Here is a 14,394-nt window from a genome sequence, read left to right as displayed (position 1 = left end):
CGTCAAGCATTTGCTTGTTTAGTGATTGCTACGCAAAATGGACGCATGGACATGAAAGAAAATCGGCGTGAGCGCCTGAAGGCTTGGTTTTCAGAGAAAACGATCCCAGCCAAAGAAAAAAGCTACCTGTCACAACTTATGACGGGTAAAGCTTCATTTGGTGAAAAGGCGGCCAGGCGCCTTGAGCAAAGTTATGGAATGCCATCAGGATTTCTAGACGGCACCGATGATGAACGAATTGCCGAACAGGAAAGCCAAAATTTTAAAATTGAGGTTCTTGATGTTCAGGCAAGCGCCGGGCCAGGAGTGATCAATAGCGAAGTGGTTCAGACAATACGTTCCATTGAGTATACCGATGATCACGCAGTACAGATGTTCGGAGGAAAGCAAGCATCACAGATAAAAATGATCACCGTTGATGGCGACAGCATGGCCGGCACGATCGAGTTAGGTGATGCGATTTTTGTAGATGTGAGCAAGGACTACTTTAGTGGGGATGGCATCTATGTGTTTCTTTACAAGAACCACCTCCATGTAAAAAGACTTCAGATGCTACCAGATCATCTTCTTGTTCACTCGGATAATCCAGAGTATGTCGACTGGGTGATCACTGAAGAAAATGAGAACAAATTGAAGGTCATAGGAAAAGTGTTGCTTAGCCAATCTCAGGCTTTTAAGCGGCATGGCTGACATGCAAAATCACAAGAATGAGAACAACATGAAGATCGGATACCTGTTCCCCGTCGCCATCATCGTGGCGGCTGTAGTGCTCCTGGCTTGGTTCATCATCGGTGGGTATGCGATGCCCTAGAATCACGAAAGTGCCAGCCTTGTCACGTCATGGGTAACTGCAACTGGAATTGTAACGAACAATCAAAACAGGCTTGATATGTCAAATGCTAACGAGATGATTTCTTTTTTGTACCCATCGCTAATTGGAGAAGGAGATAAGGCTAATGTCGTGCCATCTCCTGACCTGGTTGTCGATGGAGTCGAACTTGGAAAATCCTATCCGTTTATAGTTACCGCTGGTTTCGTCTTTGACGACTCGAAAGAATATGTAACGTCTTTAGATATCTTCTATGACGGGGTGTCAGTTCTTGACAAAGAGCATCAGGATGACAACCAAATGGATACTTTGATGTTTAGTAAAGCTGTGCCTGGGCAAACTATTGTTATGTCATCAATGTTTCTAGGTGGGGTTCGACTGGATAAATCTGGTGTTTATAATGTTGTGCTAGAGCTTCATGAAGGTAATGACGTTAGGTCGTTGATTAGACAAGTAGATAAAAAAGAATGTTTTTTCATCGTACCACCGGTTAAGGGGTGATTTGTGGCTCAAATGTACCAGTTCCCAAACAAATCGACTCCGATTGAAAAAGAGCCAGAACAGCCCCATACTACAAAGCATGGTGATGGCAACGGTGGAGGCGATGACATGCTCGAACGAGTAAAAAAACTTGAAGACAAGCTATCTACGCTAGCTATTGATATTGCAGTCATCAAATCAAATTATGCGACAGGAAGTGACGTTGCGGCAGTAAAAACTGAGGTGGCTAATACAAAAGCTGATTTACACAGCGCCCTTAGATTACAAGCCCTTACCATAATTGGATCAATGATCGCCATTATTAGCATAGCGTCAGGGATAATAATTAAGTTTGCCCAATCCTGAGCAACCCGGCCACCGCGCCGGGTTTTTTGTGCCTACAACTCTGCACCCTTCCCATTTATCTGCCGCTCTACACCAACATCATCCACTATCTTACACGCCTCTCATATGCCGGATATGAATCTGGTTCCACCACACACCTCCGTACAAATTTCACTCAAAATAACCCAACACTCCCGCTAGGTCTTTCCCTTTAAGTAAAGTCAAAAAAATAAATTCTCTAAACACTCAATTAGTTAACGCTTGACTGCATTTTTATGTTTAGCATTTACTTGACGATAAAGTTTATTGTTTATTAAACTCAACCCATCAACAGCAACAACGTCATCCCAAACCACCGGGACGCTCTTTAACAATCAGAACCGCATGACAGGCTGACCGCAGCGCCCTGGCAAATTGAAATGGCGCCGGTACGGATACCAGGCAGGTAGGTGAGTCGCCCGCGGGCGATAGCTTACGCAGAGGATTACGCAGCGAGAGGCTGATAAGTCATGCAAACAAACTCCGAGAGCCTGACTCATTCAACAGGCGAGCAACTGGAGGGCTGGAAAATGTAACGGTTACGGAGTGCTTTTACCCTGCCGCTGCCAGTGTGGGGCGGCAGGCATAAAACCACTGAGGATTGAATCGATGAACCAGCAGCAGATTTTGTTCGCAAAAAACGTCATTGCTCACCGTAAAACTGAAATCGCTCAGCTTGAGAAGCAAATAGCAAACCCTCGTTCTCGTCCTTCCAAAAACGAAGAGCGCCGGAAAGCAATTGAATGTTTTAAAGCTGATATCAGTAACTCGCTAAAGCGCCTATTTGATGCCGGCGTGATCAGTATCTAACAGCTACCCCGGTTCGCCGGGGTAAATCCGAGGATTAGCGATGAACACGACTCACGATACGGGCAACAACGAAACAGTAAAGACCGGCGTTTTTCCAAACGGCGACGGCACGTTTACCGCGATGACGTTCAGCAAGAGCTGGGATGGTTTCAAAACCGAAGCAGGCGCGCAACGCTGGTTTGCTCGTCAGATGGCCGACTAACAGCAGAGGGTTACACGATGAAAAGTTACGACCTGGTTCTCTACCGTGAACTTCGTGCAGATGGATTTGCAGCCATAGCAGCGCTGTTCTACGCGCGCAAAGCAAAACGCGGCTATTAACACCCACCGCGCCCTACGGGGCGCACTGAGGCAATCATGACATTCAACGAAAAAGTCTGGCTGGGCGTGGTTGTCCTTTGCGTCGCGTTCTGGTCAGCAGTTGGTTTTCTGATCGCCGGTTAACGCCGGCATCTCAATTATCTGGTGGCGTATCGTTCCGGTTCCTCTTTTAACCTACACAGTATAAAGCCCCGGTTCGATGCGCCACCAGGTGCGTGAGAAATCACAAGCCTGCTCAGTACCACTTCCCTTGTCACATCCTTTGCCCCGCTCGCCGGGGCTCTTTTTTTCACATCAGCAAAGGTGCTGCCCTGCTCCAGTGTGCTGGAACCGTAGGGAAACCGAGCGCGTGCATCAACTCAGGCAGCGCCTTTGCCCATGTGAATTTCATTGAGAGGACATGTTATGCAAACCACTACCCAACGCTGTGAGCACTGCGGCCAGACGCGCGACGTAGAGAAAAAAGCAGTGAGCATTCAGCGCTACGAAGACGGCAGATATAAGGCCGTGAGAATCCTCGTCTGCGCCGACACCTGCGCGCCGGTGTACGTCGTCCGCCAGAACATCCGAACACTGCAGCGCCGCCTGCACACTCAGCAGCGGAGGCCAACATGGTAAGCCTCAACGCTCGTATTCAGCACAAGTACGACCTGACCGGGGGCGATTTCGCCCCTAAGCGCCATCACGGCAAACACCTCTTCTACCTTCTCATTTTTACCCTGTGCCTGCTCACCGCCGGCGCGGTCTGGAGTTGATGCATGGCCAAAAACTCAACGGAAGCCTACGGCGCCAGCGGTAAAACCAACGTGTTGATGTTCGAGCCTGAAAATCTGCATCTGGTATCCGATAAAACGCACCCGCTTTACGACGAACGCATCCATCTGCCTCTCCATGAACCAACGGTGCTTAGCATCATGAAGTTGGGGGTGATTGAGCCGATCGTTATCTGGAAAGACCCAGAAACAGGCCGCTCATGCGTAGTTGAAGGTCGTCAGCGGGTTAAAAACACTCTTGAAGCAAATAAACGTCTGCGAGAAGAAGGCAAAAAACCTCTTCTGGTGCCGGCAGTTGTCAGACGCGGATCGCCGTTTAGCGTCGCAGAGGTAATGATCAGTGCTAATGAAATCTTTCAGGCAGATACGCCGCTGGGACGCGCTAAAAAAATGGCTGATGCGCTTACGCGGGGCCACGATGAAGACGATTTGTCACTGATGTTTGGCGTCGGCGTGCAGACGATCCGCGCCACACTGGCACTACTTGATGCCACTCAGGCCGTTAAAGATGCGGTTGAATCTGGCACCGTCACTGTCACCCAGGCGCGGCAGCTGGCGAACCTCACGCCCGACGAACAGCGCGAAAAAGTGAAAGAGGTTGAAGCGGCAACTGCTGGCACCAAAGGCCACGAAAAAGCGCGCCGGCAGCGCCAGGTGATCGGCAATGCAAAACCTCGCATGAAGTCCCGAAAAGAAATAACGAAAGCCCTGGAAGGTGCGAGCGGTGATTACGCTCAGGCACTGCGTTGGGTGTTGGGAGACGACGAATGACTACCATCAAGCGCTTTACCCCTGACTACAAAATGCACGCAGTTCGCTTTGAGGCTTTCGCCCGTGAAGCTGAGCATGGTGAGTTCGTTAAATTCTCCGATTATGAATCCTTGGTGTCAGAACTCGCCAGCAGCCGGCAGATCAACGCCCAAACGCTGCAGGTAAAGCTGACAATGGCTGAAACCATCAAAGAGCTGACTGCTCGAGTTAATGCGCTGGCTGTGGAGAATGCCTGCCTCGTTAGAGCGATTACCGACCACAAAAACTCTACGCACTTCTGTGAAAGGTGTGGTGAAGATGACCCGTGCGCCACTGACGACGTGTGCAGCGTTCTGCGAGGCATACCAGACACTGACTCCGCCATTGCAGCTTTCGAAGCGCAGGGAGTGGAGAAGTTTGCTGATGACCTTCACAAAACCGCTATGGCTATGTGCTCAGTCAAGCCGGACAACACCACCCCAGGCGCTTACGCGGGAATGGCTCGCTCGTTCGCTAAGAAGCTGCGGGAGGCCAAATGAAAGAGCGCCCAGTGATGCCAGCATATGAACTGAAGCCGTGCCCGTTCTGCGGTGTGAGCGGGCATCGAAACGTACAGATGCAGCACCGTTGCAGTCTTCCAACTGGGTGGCAAGTCCTCTGCTTGTCGTGTGGCGCTAGAGGCCCGAATGGAGATCATGACGATGCAGCAGACCGATGGAATCACCGCTCCGGTGACAGCGCTAGGGAGGTGGAGCGTGGGTAAATCGGCAGGGTTAACCGCCTGCCCGCATTGCGGCGGCGAGAACGGCTACCACACGAAAGAGATCGTGGACTTCAAGCAGTTCTACGACTGGTCAGGCGAGTTTCAGGAAGGTCAACACACCAGCGGCATCAGAAGCGGTAAAGCGTTCTACTGCTGCGACTGTGGCCGGAACATCACAAAGCACGTCAAGGTGCAGCAGGCCGAGGCCCGGGAGAAAGCATTATGAGCACTGAGAAGCTGAGCGAACTGAGCAAGCCGGTGGCACAGGCGTATTACGATGAGCATGACTCATCGACGATGCTGATCGACTGGCTTGTTGATTCTGTGCCAGAGGCACCTGCTGCCCTCTACTCGCAAGAGTACGTCTCCGCCCTACAACACGAATCCGCTGTTAACTGGGAGGCTGCGGCATCGCTGAACGTTGAAAATCAGGAGCTGAAAAAGCGCATCGCCGAGCTGGAACGCGCCAATCAATCGCAGGACGACCACATCAATCAGCAGCAGGACAGAATCGATTCTCTGGAGAAGAAAAACGGAGATTTAGGGCGGTCATTGGGAGCGGCAGAAAAGCGGCTGGCTACGCCGGTGCGGTTGCCGAACAAGGGCGATGACGAGTTCTGGTTCGATGCCGTGTTCCAGGTTGCGAAGTTCGACCGTGCAGTTGAGCGAGCCATCAGCGCGGCAGGATTCAAGTTTGTGGGGGATGAGTAGATGGTCGATTACAGCAAGATGAGCGACGGTGAAATCAGCGTAAGGCTGGCCTATTACCTCAAGCCAAAACACAGCGCGATCATCAACCCAATCGACAAGACTGGAGCGCAGCTTTCATGGAATTGGATTAACACAGTGCATACCACTGGATTCTTCCCTCTTCGGCGCCCTGAAGAACTATTCCATGTCATGAAGAAACACAAAATTGGCCTGGCGCCGTCAGGAAAAACGGTATGGCAAGCGAACCATGAATCTGGAGCGAACGCTACGCACCGAAACCCACTGCGGGCAGTGGCGATTGTATATCTAATGATCAAGGAGGGTGCATGACACTAACGCCTAATCTGCGGACGTGCATCTACACGGTAGCAATCTGGGGGCTGGGTTACGGCCTAGGCTGGGGAATAGTTAACAGCGAGTGGTTCCGCTTGGGTCTGGCCACCGCCTCCGGTATCGGCATTATCTTGTTCGCAACTCACTTCGCTATGGGGAAAACTAAATGACACTAACGACTGAGCAGTTGAGAGCGCGCGCTAAGTTCTGGCGCGAAAAAGCGGTAGAAGCGAAATGGGAATCGGTGAGCATCGCGCAGGACATGCTGCAGAACGCCGACGCTTTTGATGAGTTGGCGGCTAACCGGGAGGCGCAGCCGGTGGGGTATATCGGGGCTAGAATGCTGGAAGATTTAACTGATGGGACACGGAGTTGCGGGCGCATTTGGCCGAGTATTCGCGACAAACTTAGCGGAGAAGATAGATTGCCGCTCTACACCGCCCCGCCAGCGCCAGCAGTGCCGGATGCCATTATCACGGCACCAATTGAAGCCATGCGCTGCGGCCCAGCTGCAAGTTATGTTCTAGGGTGGAACTCCTGCCGCACCGCAATGCTGGCTCAACCTGTAAGTAGCGGTTACAAGTTGCCGGACAACGTGCGAGAAGCCTTAACTTTGGCGCTTCATGCTATGGAATTTATGGGCGACACACTAAATAACATCGACGCGGTTTGCACTGAAGATGTTGAGTATGTGACTCCTGCATTCAACGCAGTTCGAGAATTGCTGGCAGCAGCGCCGGAGGGTGAGAATGATCACGATACCCGACGATAACGAAATCATCTCGCGGCTCAGCATTGCCGGATCCACGCCGGATTCTGTCGCAAATCTCCTACGCTGTGCCGGCTACAACGGCATGACAGGCAAAGCCATCCGCCAGCGCTTGATGAAGCTGGAAAAAGAAAAAGCCGTTGAGAAAGTCCGCCGCCCAGGCATTCGCTCCGCATGCTGGGTGCCAATCACCAAATAACCCACCGGTAAAAATGAAACCACGAATTCCGCAACGAATCAGCATCAAAGCTGAGGGGGTTCTATGCGCCTACAGGGAGGGCAAAAAGAAACCCAACCAAACCTATCAGCACAAGTATTTGACGCTGCCAGTGGCCCGCTGCTGGCGAATGCTTTCGAAAGACAACGGCAGCTCATGGGAAGTGATGAGCCATGAGCGCTACAACAACCAGATAAGGATCTGACATGACCAATTATGAGATGCTGCAATTCCTCATCGATGACGGGGGCTGGTATACCGCAGTAGGCCATTTCGATTTACTGAAATCCAAGTTCCCCGAAATTACCGAAAATCACATAAAGTCGCTGCGCAGTGCTATCCAACGCTCTCCCTTGGTTGTTGCCAAAAGCAAATTCACTGAAGGTAAAAAGGCCTTCAAGGTTATCTCTATCGACCCAAGTTACATCACATACGCCAGGGCAAGGCCACCGACCACGCCAGGCAAAATCACCGATAGCTACATCCGCAGTGAACCGCCGGAAGTGGTGAGAATGATTCTTCTTGTCCAGCAATTCAACCAACTGATCAACCCTATTGCCCACCAGCGCGCCTACTGAACCCGGAGATAACCATGTCATTCAAATACAAATCTTTGGCCCATCAGGCGGCCGAGGCAGAACGTCGCGCGCATTTTGCAGATGCTGCAGACCTATGGCGCCAAGCGATCGATGCGGCGCGGGCGGTGGATGTCGTCTGGGTTAACGTCCGCATAGAGTTTTGCGTCAACGCGGCTGCTCGCTGCTGGGGTAATGCTCAATGACCTATCAGCTCATCTATGCAGATCCGCCCTGGAGTTACGGCAACACAATCAGTAATGGCGCCGCCGGCAATCACTACAACACGATGAGCATGGCAGACCTGAAGCGCCTGCCGGCATGGGCTATGGCTGCCCCTGATAGCGTGCTCGCGATGTGGTATACCGGCAACCACAGCCAAGAGGCGATCGAACTGGCAGAGGCTTGGGGATTCAGCGTCAGAACGATGAAAGCGTTCACCTGGGTGAAGCTGAACCAGCAGGCCGAACTGCGCTTCAACAAGGCGCTGCTGCAGCAAACCATCTTCGACTTCACCGACCTACTCGACATGCTCAACGCCGAAACCCGAATGAATGGCGGTAACTACACTCGCGCCAACTCCGAAGACGTGTTGATCGCCGTTCGCGGCCAAGGCATCGAGCGCGCAAGTGCCTCAGTAAAACAGGTTGTGTTCAGTTGCCTCGGCGAGCACAGCGCGAAACCCTGGGAAGTCCGCCGGCGCCTTGAGCTGCTATACGGCGACGTGACACGAATCGAACTATTCAGCCGTGGCGATGCGCCTGGCTGGGATCATTGGGGGAATCAATGCCCAGTAAACAGCCTGCAATTGCTGCCGGCAGCATTCAGCAAAACGCACTCCGATCAGTAGCAAAACGCTGTAACGACGAACTCCACGCCGCGATTAAGCAACACCCGAAAATCCCTTTCGACACCCTATCCCGCCCTATCATCATGAAGCATTTCGCTCAGGTCGAACTGCTCGGCATTTCTTTGCCGCGATTCAACTACACGATCGGCATGCTGAATGGGCGTTTTACAGAGAGATGACCATGTCAGAAATCAACATAAACGATGTGCCGTTCACGCTCCCTGAAGCGGCTGCATTCATGAAGAAGTCGCCGAGAACCCTTCGAGCACTGATTAAAGAGGGGCTGCTTCATGCCAACAAAAGCGGGAAGAAAGGCGGCGGTAGATGGGAGATTTTAAAGTCCGAGTGCCTTGCATATTACGCAAGAGAGACAGAAAATCGGGCCGTGAATGCAGACGGCCATCAACAGAAAGGTAACAACAGATGGCCCTCAAACAACGTTACGGAAATTGGTACTGCGATTTTGTCGAACCGGGCAGTGGTAAAAGAATTAGACGTTGCCTTAACACGACGGACAAGCTCCAAGCGCAAGAGCTCTACGATCAGCTAAGGGCTGAGGCTTGGCGGGTAAACAAGCTTGGGGAGATAGCGGAGCATACTTTTGAAGAGGCGTGTCTTCGCTGGCTAACTGAGAAAGAAGAGAAAAGGTCATTGGACGACGACCGAACGAAGATAGAGTTTTTCCTTCAGTACTTCGCCGGAAAAACTCTCTCATCCATCACGGAAGATAGGATTATGGCCGCTGTCGCCAAAATGCCCAACAGGAAACATCGTCAAAGATGGGAACTGAAAAAGGCCGCGGCAGAGAGAAAAGGTAAACCGGTGCCTGCATACGAGCCTAAACTAGTATCAGCGGCAACTCGAAGCCAGCACCTCTCTTTCATGAGGGGGCTGATGAAAATTGCTGCCGATGAATGGAAATGGCTGCGCAAAGCTCCGGTGATAAAGGTAAGGAAGCCTGCAAGCAAGCGCGTCAGGTGGCTGACAAAGGAAGAGGCGGCCACATTGATCAAGTGCATGCCTGAACAGTTTAGGCCCGTTGTCGTTTTTGCTCTGGCAACTGGCCTACGCCGTTCAAATATCATCGATCTCGAATGGTCGCAGGTTGATATGCAAAGAAAGGTGGCATGGATTCACCCAGAGAACGCCAAAGCGGGCAAGGCTATTGGCGTTGCACTGAACGATACCGCATGCCGGACATTACGCGATCAGATCGGCAAACACTCACGGTACGTCTTTGTGCATACGACAGCACGGAAACGACCTGGCGGCGGAGTGACCCCAGCAGTTAGGAAAATGCGGGTTGATGATAACTCAGCTTGGAACACTGGGAAACGGAGAGCGGGAATAACTGATTTCCGCTTTCACGATCTGCGGCATACGTGGGCGAGTTGGTTGGTTCAGGCAGGTGTGCCGCTTTCGGCACTGCAAGAAATGGGCGGCTGGGAGAGCATAGAAATGGTTCAGCGCTATGCCCACCTATCCCCAACCCATCTAACCGAACATGCGAGAAAAATTGACGAAGTCTTGGCGGGCAATGTCACTAATCTGGCACTTTTGGAAAATCTTGCAGTGGGTGAATGAGCGTAACTCATTGATACTTAATGGCACGCCCTATAGGATTCGAACCTATGACCTACGGCTTAGAAGGCCGTTGCTCTATCCAACTGAGCTAAGGGCGCATTGAGATGCGGCAACCTGTGGTTGCGGGTTGCGATTATACGGTCAGAGGTTAGCGAGTCAATGCCTTTTCATGACGTTACGGCGGCGACGGCGCTTTATGGCGTTTTTTCCGCCAGCGCCCGCGCTATGTTACGGTGCGCCAGGCCGACCGCGGTATCGCCTGGTGTGCGCTCAGCCTCTTGCCGCCCACCGCCCCGCCGCAGACAAAGGCGCGTAGACTGTACCACTGCGGCAATATCCCCCCAATCGGCATGCTCAACCACCTGCATATTGCAGGTCGCTTCCCCCCTTTCCCCCAATGCGGAGTCAGGGCGTGCGCTGTTTAAGGATGCCTGGCTCCACGGCGCCCAAGCCAGCAATAGCGCGCAACCTCCCCATGCGCTGCCGTTCATGCGCACAGCTTCCGCCACAGCGCGCTCAGGCGCGCCCGCCACGACGGCGCTGCCTGGTGCTGGCCGAGCTGATGCAGCGCGGTGAGTTGCGCACTGCCCGCCGGATGCCGTGAAGAATCGAACACCGTCTCCCCTACGTGTTTAGGCTCCGCCGGTTGCTGATCAGGTTGATGATGCAACGGATAAAGCCGGGTTATCGCTCTCATGATCCTGCCCTCTTTCGCCCTGTGTATGGCCCCAGCGTATGCAAATGCAGGTAAAAATGGCGTAGAGGATCCTGAGGCCGATATAAAAAAAGCGTAAATCGCCGTCGGCAACGGCGGCGAGGGTGATTCTGCGCCTGACAGCGCGCTCAGCTTCTGCCAGAATAGCGGCATCCCCGCTTTTCTTAATTGATGGATTTCCACACTGATGTCAGCAAAGATTATTGATGGTAAAACGATTGCGCAGCAGGTTAGAAACGAAGTGGCTGAGCAAGTGAAACAACGTCTGGCGGCCGGCAAGCGCGCCCCAGGGCTGGCGGTTGTGTTGGTCGGCGAGAATCCGGCTTCGCAAATTTACGTCGCCAGCAAGCGCCGCGCCTGCGATGAAGTCGGCTTCCTTTCCCGCTCCTACGACCTGCCCGCTGCCACCAGTGAAGCCGAGCTGCTGGCGTTGATCGACCAGCTGAACGCCGACGCAGAAATCGACGGCATTCTGGTGCAGCTGCCGCTGCCGGCCGGCATCGATAACGTCAAGGTGCTGGAACGCATCCACCCGGACAAAGACGTCGACGGCTTCCACCCGTACAACGTCGGCCGCCTGTGCCAGCGCGCGCCTAAGCTGCGCCCGTGCACGCCGCGCGGCATCGTCACCCTGCTGGAGCGTTATAACATCGATACCTACGGCCTGAACGCCGTGGTGGTCGGCGCGTCCAACATCGTCGGCCGCCCGATGAGCATGGAGCTGCTGCTGGCCGGCTGCACCACCACCGTCACCCACCGCTTCACCAAAAATCTGCGTCATCACGTCGAGAACGCCGATCTGCTGGTGGTGGCGGTCGGTAAGCCGGGCTTCATTCCGGGCGACTGGATCAAACCGGGCGCCATCGTGGTGGACGTCGGCATCAACCGTCTGGAAAGCGGTAAAGTGGTCGGCGACGTCGATTTCGACGCCGCCAGCGAGCGCGCCGCCTACATAACCCCAGTACCGGGTGGCGTCGGCCCGATGACCGTTGCTACACTGATCCAAAATACCTTGCAGGCCTGCGAGGAATATCACGACGTTCAACCTAAATAAGTAAGGCAGTATGGAAATTTTCAATCTGGACAATCATCCCCACGTCGAACTGTGCGATCTGCTGAAGTTCCAGGGCTGGTGTGAAAGCGGCGGCGGCGCCAAAGAAGTCATCGCCGAAGGGCGGGTGAAAGTCGACGGCAAGGTCGAAACCCGCAAACGCTGCAAGATCGTCGCCGATCAGGTCGTGGAGTTCAACGGCGGCAAGGTCATGGTTAAACCCTAACCCGCAGCCATAGAAAAAGGCGCTGAATTCAGCGCCTTTTTTGTTTTTCCCTGCGGCCGGATTACTTACGGCGCCAGGTGGTGCCCTGCGGGCCGTCTTCCAGCACGATGTTCATCTCGTTCAACCGATCGCGAGCGGCATCCGCCAGCGCCCAATCCTTCGCGGCGCGCGCTTCGTTACGCTGTTTGATCAGCGCTTCAATCTCCGCCACTTCGCCGTCGTCAACCTGAGCGCCCCCTTGCAGGAACTGCTCCGGCTCCTGCTGCAGCAGGCCGAGCACGTTCGCCAGCTTGCGCAGTTCCGCCGCCATGCCGTTGGCCGCCGCCATGTCTTCACCCTTCAGGCGGTTAACTTCGCGCGCCAGATCGAACAGCGCCGAGTAGGCTTCCGGGGTGTTGAAGTCGTCGTCCATCGCTTCGCGGAAGCGGGCTTCGAACGCTTCGCCGCCGGCCGGTGCGGCATCGGCGTCGGTACCGCGCAGCGCGGTATAGAGGCGCTCCAGCGCGGTGCGCGCCTGTTTGAGGTTCTCTTCGCTGTAGTTCAGCTGGCTGCGATAGTGGCCGGACATCAGGAAGTAACGCACCGTCTCCGCATCGTAATGGCCGAGCACGTCGCGGATGGTGAAGAAGTTATCCAGCGATTTGGACATCTTCTCTCTGTCGATCATCACCATGCCGGAGTGCATCCAGTAATTGACGTACGGCCCGTCGTGGGCGCAGCTCGACTGTGCGATCTCGTTCTCGTGGTGCGGGAACATCAGATCGGAACCGCCGCCGTGAATGTCAAAGTGGGTGCCCAGCTGCTTGCAGTTCATGGCGGAGCATTCGATGTGCCAGCCTGGACGGCCCGGCCCCCACGGCGACTGCCAGCTCGGCTCGCCCGGCTTGGACATCTTCCACAGCACGAAATCCATCGGGTTGCGCTTCACGTCGTCGATTTCCACGCGCGCGCCGGCCTGCAGCTGATCCAGATCCTGGCGCGACAGCAGCCCGTATTGCGGATCGCTGTCGATGGAGAACATCACGTCGCCGTTGCTGGCCACATAGGCGTGATCGCGATCGATCAGGCGCTGGGTGATCTCGATGATCTCGGCGATATGCTGGGTCGCGCGCGGCTCTTGATCCGGGCGGTCGATCAGCAGCGCGTCGAAGTCGGCGTGCATTTCCGCCAGCATGCGTTCGGTCAGCTGGTCGCAGGTTTCATGATTTTCCGCCGCGCGGCGGATGATTTTGTCGTCCACGTCGGTGACGTTGCGCACGTAGTTCAGCGAATAGCCGAGGTAGCGCAGGTAACGCGCCACCACGTCGAAAGCGACAAAGGTACGACCGTGGCCGATGTGACACAGGTCATAGATGGTTACCCCGCACACGTACATGCCCACTTTCCCGGCATGAATGGGTTTGAATTCCTCTTTTTGACGACTCAGGGTATTAAAAATCTTTAGCATCGGGAGATTCCGTGGTGTGCGTGATAACAAAAAAGATAACCGGGCTTCAGGTTTTCCGCCCGGTAGCGTATTGAAACCTGAAGCCTGATCTATTGCAAGGTTAAGGCCATGCTTTGCTGATTTCACGCGAATAAAATGCGCGAAATTCGGCGGTCGGCGTAATTGTTATAATATAACATAAATGCAATTACCACAGACAGTGCGCGGTTGAGCCGCTGCTGACTCGCTGGGGCGGATATGTTATAAGGGCGGTCTGAATGTTCACTCGCTTTACGTGACGTCTCACTTCACCTTGTTAGGATTAAAACTATGGTTACTTTCCACACCAATCACGGCGATATCGTTATCAAGACCTTTGCTGACAAAGCGCCGGTTACCGTTGAAAACTTCCTGAACTACTGCCGCGCCGGTTTCTACGACAACACCATCTTCCACCGTGTGATCAACGGCTTCATGATCCAGGGCGGCGGTTTCGAGCCGGGCATGAACCAGAAAGCGACCAACGCGACTATCAAGAACGAAGCCAACAACGGTCTGAAAAACACCATCGGCACCCTGGCAATGGCACGTACCAACGATCCGCACTCCGCCACCGCACAGTTCTTCATCAACGTGGCTGACAACGACTTCCTGAACTTCCGCGGCGAAAACGCGCAAGGTTGGGGCTACTGCGTGTTTGCAGAAGTGGTTGAAGGCATGGACGTGGTCAACAAGATCAAAGGCGTGAAAACCGGCCGCAGCGGCATGCACCAGGACGTACCGGTAGAAGACGTCGTGATCAACAGCGTGACCGTCAGCGAGTAATC

27 protein-coding genes, 1 tRNA gene and 1 pseudogene are annotated in these 14,394 nt (G+C 53.9%); 25 read left to right on the top strand and 4 right to left on the bottom strand.

Features of this window, described 5'->3' with window-relative positions:
- The first annotated feature begins 51 nt into the window (after window positions 1-51).
- The 22 genes and pseudogenes from WA302_RS01590 (at window position 52) to WA302_RS01500 (ending at window position 10,149) form a co-directional block, all read left to right on the top strand.
- Window positions 52-690, top strand: coding sequence for a S24 family peptidase (locus tag WA302_RS01590; protein WP_336062447.1), 639 nt, complete (start codon window positions 52-54; stop codon window positions 688-690).
- Window positions 683-811 carry a YoaK family small membrane protein gene (locus tag WA302_RS01585; protein ID WP_443018039.1) on the top strand — a complete coding sequence of 43 codons (129 nt, stop codon included), beginning with the start codon at window positions 683-685 and terminating at the stop codon, window positions 809-811. The genes WA302_RS01590 and WA302_RS01585 overlap by 8 nt, the downstream gene beginning before the upstream one ends.
- Window positions 812-889: 78 nt before the next feature.
- Entirely contained in the window at window positions 890-1,330 is a 441-nt protein-coding gene (locus WA302_RS01580) for a hypothetical protein (protein ID WP_336062445.1), read from the top strand.
- Window positions 1,331-1,333: 3 nt separating this feature from the next.
- Complete coding sequence (locus WA302_RS01575; RefSeq protein WP_443018038.1) at window positions 1,334-1,675, top strand: hypothetical protein; 342 nt, start codon at window positions 1,334-1,336, stop codon at window positions 1,673-1,675.
- Between the two features lie 627 nt (window positions 1,676-2,302).
- Entirely contained in the window at window positions 2,303-2,503 is a 201-nt protein-coding gene (locus WA302_RS01570) for a hypothetical protein (protein ID WP_046687497.1), read from the top strand.
- A 40-nt stretch (window positions 2,504-2,543) separates the two neighbouring features.
- Window positions 2,544-2,705, top strand: a complete 162-nt coding sequence (locus WA302_RS01565) for a DUF1391 family protein (protein ID WP_336062441.1) — start codon at window positions 2,544-2,546, stop codon at window positions 2,703-2,705.
- A 524-nt stretch (window positions 2,706-3,229) separates the two neighbouring features.
- Window positions 3,230-3,442 carry a hypothetical protein gene (locus WA302_RS01560; RefSeq protein ID WP_060417760.1) on the top strand — a complete coding sequence of 71 codons (213 nt, stop codon included), beginning with the start codon at window positions 3,230-3,232 and terminating at the stop codon, window positions 3,440-3,442.
- Window positions 3,436-3,579 carry a hypothetical protein gene (locus tag WA302_RS01555; RefSeq protein WP_154582428.1) on the top strand — a complete coding sequence of 48 codons (144 nt, stop codon included), beginning with the start codon at window positions 3,436-3,438 and terminating at the stop codon, window positions 3,577-3,579. Before WA302_RS01560 ends, WA302_RS01555 begins: the two co-directional genes overlap by 7 nt.
- Window positions 3,580-3,582: 3 nt before the next feature.
- Complete coding sequence (locus WA302_RS01550) at window positions 3,583-4,368, top strand: ParB/RepB/Spo0J family partition protein (protein WP_336062433.1); 786 nt, start codon at window positions 3,583-3,585, stop codon at window positions 4,366-4,368.
- The gene (locus WA302_RS01545; RefSeq protein WP_336062431.1) at window positions 4,365-4,886 is read left to right on the top strand and encodes a hypothetical protein; all 522 of its coding nucleotides are present in this window, start codon (window positions 4,365-4,367) and stop codon (window positions 4,884-4,886) included. Before WA302_RS01550 ends, WA302_RS01545 begins: the two co-directional genes overlap by 4 nt.
- The gene (locus tag WA302_RS25285) at window positions 4,883-5,110 is read left to right on the top strand and encodes a Lar family restriction alleviation protein (protein ID WP_443018037.1); all 228 of its coding nucleotides are present in this window, start codon (window positions 4,883-4,885) and stop codon (window positions 5,108-5,110) included. The genes WA302_RS01545 and WA302_RS25285 overlap by 4 nt, the downstream gene beginning before the upstream one ends.
- On the top strand, window positions 5,034-5,336 hold the full coding sequence (locus WA302_RS01540) for a molecular chaperone DnaJ (RefSeq protein WP_336062430.1): 303 nt from the start codon (window positions 5,034-5,036) through the stop codon (window positions 5,334-5,336). The genes WA302_RS25285 and WA302_RS01540 overlap by 77 nt, the downstream gene beginning before the upstream one ends.
- Window positions 5,333-5,821 carry a hypothetical protein gene (locus WA302_RS01535; RefSeq protein WP_336062428.1) on the top strand — a complete coding sequence of 163 codons (489 nt, stop codon included), beginning with the start codon at window positions 5,333-5,335 and terminating at the stop codon, window positions 5,819-5,821. The genes WA302_RS01540 and WA302_RS01535 overlap by 4 nt, the downstream gene beginning before the upstream one ends.
- A complete protein-coding gene (locus WA302_RS01530; RefSeq protein ID WP_336062426.1) occupies window positions 5,822-6,151 on the top strand; it encodes a hypothetical protein in 330 nt (109 codons plus the stop codon).
- Window positions 6,152-6,320: 169 nt separating this feature from the next.
- Window positions 6,321-6,926, top strand: coding sequence for a hypothetical protein (locus tag WA302_RS01525; protein ID WP_336062424.1), 606 nt, complete (start codon window positions 6,321-6,323; stop codon window positions 6,924-6,926).
- The gene (locus tag WA302_RS01520) at window positions 6,904-7,122 is read left to right on the top strand and encodes a hypothetical protein (protein ID WP_336062423.1); all 219 of its coding nucleotides are present in this window, start codon (window positions 6,904-6,906) and stop codon (window positions 7,120-7,122) included. Before WA302_RS01525 ends, WA302_RS01520 begins: the two co-directional genes overlap by 23 nt.
- A gap of 13 nt (window positions 7,123-7,135) precedes the next feature.
- Window positions 7,136-7,345, top strand: a complete 210-nt coding sequence (locus WA302_RS25280; RefSeq protein WP_443018036.1) for a ParE family toxin-like protein — start codon at window positions 7,136-7,138, stop codon at window positions 7,343-7,345.
- Between the two features lies 1 nt (window position 7,346).
- On the top strand, window positions 7,347-7,718 hold the full coding sequence (locus tag WA302_RS01515) for a hypothetical protein (RefSeq protein ID WP_336062421.1): 372 nt from the start codon (window positions 7,347-7,349) through the stop codon (window positions 7,716-7,718).
- Window positions 7,719-7,732: 14 nt separating this feature from the next.
- Window positions 7,733-7,921, top strand: a complete 189-nt coding sequence (locus tag WA302_RS01510; protein WP_041033738.1) for an ANR family transcriptional regulator — start codon at window positions 7,733-7,735, stop codon at window positions 7,919-7,921.
- The gene (locus WA302_RS01505) at window positions 7,918-8,565 is read left to right on the top strand and encodes an MT-A70 family methyltransferase (RefSeq protein WP_336062418.1); all 648 of its coding nucleotides are present in this window, start codon (window positions 7,918-7,920) and stop codon (window positions 8,563-8,565) included. Before WA302_RS01510 ends, WA302_RS01505 begins: the two co-directional genes overlap by 4 nt.
- Window positions 8,566-8,740: 175 nt before the next feature.
- A pseudogene (locus WA302_RS25275) lies at window positions 8,741-8,911 on the top strand (helix-turn-helix domain-containing protein); the annotation flags it as partial.
- 77 nt (window positions 8,912-8,988) lie between these two features.
- Window positions 8,989-10,149 (top strand): tyrosine-type recombinase/integrase, encoded by a 1,161-nt coding sequence (locus WA302_RS01500; protein WP_336062417.1) that lies wholly within the window; start codon window positions 8,989-8,991, stop codon window positions 10,147-10,149.
- A 21-nt stretch (window positions 10,150-10,170) separates the two neighbouring features.
- Here WA302_RS01500 and WA302_RS01495 read toward each other — a convergent pair.
- From WA302_RS01495 to WA302_RS01485, 3 genes are all read right to left on the bottom strand, one after another.
- Window positions 10,171-10,247, bottom strand: a tRNA-Arg gene (locus WA302_RS01495).
- A 96-nt stretch (window positions 10,248-10,343) separates the two neighbouring features.
- Complete coding sequence (locus WA302_RS01490) at window positions 10,344-10,640, bottom strand: hypothetical protein (protein ID WP_043135724.1); 297 nt, start codon at window positions 10,638-10,640, stop codon at window positions 10,344-10,346.
- Window positions 10,637-10,846, bottom strand: a complete 210-nt coding sequence (locus WA302_RS01485; protein WP_025301819.1) for a hypothetical protein — start codon at window positions 10,844-10,846, stop codon at window positions 10,637-10,639. Before WA302_RS01485 ends, WA302_RS01490 begins: the two co-directional genes overlap by 4 nt.
- Before the next feature lie 205 nt (window positions 10,847-11,051).
- Here WA302_RS01485 and folD point away from each other — a divergent pair, with 205 nt between their 5' ends.
- On the top strand, window positions 11,052-11,918 hold the full coding sequence (gene folD, locus WA302_RS01480; RefSeq protein ID WP_016928798.1) for a bifunctional methylenetetrahydrofolate dehydrogenase/methenyltetrahydrofolate cyclohydrolase FolD: 867 nt from the start codon (window positions 11,052-11,054) through the stop codon (window positions 11,916-11,918).
- A 10-nt stretch (window positions 11,919-11,928) separates the two neighbouring features.
- A complete protein-coding gene (gene ybcJ, locus WA302_RS01475; RefSeq protein WP_025301818.1) occupies window positions 11,929-12,141 on the top strand; it encodes a ribosome-associated protein YbcJ in 213 nt (70 codons plus the stop codon).
- 61 nt (window positions 12,142-12,202) lie between these two features.
- Here the strand turns inward: ybcJ and cysS are convergent, their stop codons facing one another.
- Window positions 12,203-13,588: a cysteine--tRNA ligase gene (cysS, locus tag WA302_RS01470; RefSeq protein ID WP_025301817.1), complete on the bottom strand. Its 1,386-nt coding sequence runs from the start codon at window positions 13,586-13,588 to the stop codon at window positions 12,203-12,205.
- 309 nt (window positions 13,589-13,897) lie between these two features.
- Between cysS and ppiB the strand changes: the two genes are divergently transcribed.
- On the top strand, window positions 13,898-14,392 hold the full coding sequence (ppiB, locus tag WA302_RS01465; RefSeq protein ID WP_025301816.1) for a peptidylprolyl isomerase B: 495 nt from the start codon (window positions 13,898-13,900) through the stop codon (window positions 14,390-14,392).
- Window positions 14,393-14,394: the final 2 nt, after the last annotated feature.

The sequence above is a fragment of the Serratia sp. 201 genome (genome assembly GCF_037027545.1).
GTDB lineage: Bacteria > Pseudomonadota > Gammaproteobacteria > Enterobacterales > Enterobacteriaceae > Serratia > Serratia bockelmannii.
The sequence above is the reverse complement of the archived record's forward strand: the minus strand, read 5'-3'. Positions and strand labels throughout refer to the sequence as shown.